General features: G+C 62.8%; 2 protein-coding genes. Both read right to left on the reverse strand.

Features of this window, described 5'->3' with window-relative positions; translation table 11 throughout:
* A partial coding sequence (locus Q0L57_RS13905; protein WP_296743520.1) for an ABC transporter permease occupies positions 1-985 on the reverse strand: 985 nt, incomplete at its 3' end.
* Positions 986-1134: 149 nt separating this feature from the next.
* The coding region (locus Q0L57_RS13910; RefSeq protein WP_296743522.1) for a substrate-binding domain-containing protein at positions 1135-1914 on the reverse strand (780 nt) is incomplete at its 5' end.

Raw genomic sequence — 1914 nt, forward strand, 5'->3', positions numbered from 1 at the left:
CGTCGAGGCGCAGGAAGGTGAAGCCGGAAATGATGACGCCGAAGATCAGCGAGCCGATCACCGTGCCGATGATCGAGCCGCGTCCGCCCGACAGCGAGACGCCCCCGATGACCGCCATGGCGATGGCGTCAAGCTCGTACATCACGCCCATTCCGGACTGGGCGGTGAGGTTCTTGGAACAGAGCACCACCGCGGCGAGCGAGGCCAAGATGGCGGCGATGACGTAGACGAGCACCTTGTGGTTGGCGATCTTGATGCCGGACATGCGCGCGGCATCCTCGTTGGAGCCGATGGCGTAGCAGTGCTTGCCGTATTTGGTGTAGGTCAGGATCAGCTGGAACAGGATCGCCAGCGAAATGAAGATGACGACCGGCATCAGCCCCTTGCCTATTGCCGCGAAGCTATCGGTGGGAAACGAGATCGGTTCGCCCTTCGACCACCATTTGGCGACGCCGCGCGCGGTGACCATCATGCCCAGCGTGGCGATGAAAGGCGGGATGCGCGTGTAGGCGATCAGCAGGCCATTGACCAGGCCGGCGATGAGGCCGCAACCTATGGCGACCAGCAGAGGCACGATGACCGGCAGGTCGATCCAGCCATATGACAGGAACATGGCCTTGGGGTTGGGATTGCCGTTGACGGTCGCCACCTGCGCGAAACTCATGGCGATCATGGCGGTGGCGCCGACGACCGAGCCGGAGGACAGGTCAATGCCGCCGCAGATGATGACCTGGGTGACGCCGATGGCGATGATGCCGACGATCGACACCTGCAGGATGATGATCTGCAGGCGCTGCTCGTTGAAGATCGCATCGACGTTCGGACGCGTGTTGAACAGGAAGCTGTCGCCGAGGAAGACCCGGCCAATCAATTCGAACAGGGCCACCAGGATGACGAGCGCCAGGAGAACGTTGAATTCGGGCGGCCAAGGGCGCTTCTTGGCATCATAACTGAGCCCGCCAACGCCATGCGATGTCTGTGCCACGTTCTTCTCCTCCTTGGGCCGCGTTCGCCCACCCGCCATCCGAGGGCGGGTGGAAGCGAGGAGCGGCACTGTCCTTCGTGTCTTGGCTTTGGACGCCCGGTTCGGCCGACCGTTCTTAAGCGCCGCTCCGTATCAATCGGCCCGCGGCCTCAGTTCTTCTTAAGGAACTTGTCGATGTTCGCCGGCGTGACGAGCTGGAACGGAATGTAGACCTTGTGGTCGACCTTCTCGCCCTTGGCGAGCTTCAACGCCGCATCGAGCGCGCCGGCGCCCTGGCCCGCCGCGTCCTGGAACACGGTTACCTTGAGGTCGCCCGCCTGCATCGAAGCCAGCGCGTCCTGCGTGGCGTCGACGCCACCGACGATCATGGTCTTCATGTCGATGTTGGCGGCCTTCATGGCCTGTATGGCGCCGATGGCGCTTTCGTCGTTATTGGCGATGACGCCGTCGAACGGCTTGGCGGTCGACAGCCAGTTGGTCATCAGGTTCTGCGCCTGGTCGCGCTGCCAGTTCGAGGTCTGCTTGTCGATGATCTTGATGAAGCTGCAGTCCGGCGTGGCGATCACGTTGTCGATGTCCTTGGTGCGCTGCACCGCGGCCTGGTTCGACAGTTCGCCCATGATGACATAGACGTTGGCTTCCTTCTTGCCGGCTTCCTTGAAGAGGCGGCAGACTTCCTTGGTCTCGAGCGTGCCGGAATCGGCCTCGTTCGAGGCGACGAAGGCCTGGTTGTCCGGCAGCGAGTTGACGTTGACCGGCTCGCGGTTGACATAGACCAGCGGGATCTTGGCCGCCGCGGCAGCATCCGACATAGCCTGCGTGGCCGAGGTGTCGACCGGGTTGACGATGATGGCGTCGACGCCCGAGGCGGCAAAGTTCTTGATCTGGTCGAGCTGCTTGGCCACGTCGTTCTGCGCGTCCTCGACCTG

Origin of the sequence: Mesorhizobium sp. (assembly GCF_024509055.1) — a bacterium.
Classification (GTDB): domain Bacteria; phylum Pseudomonadota; class Alphaproteobacteria; order Rhizobiales; family Rhizobiaceae; genus Mesorhizobium.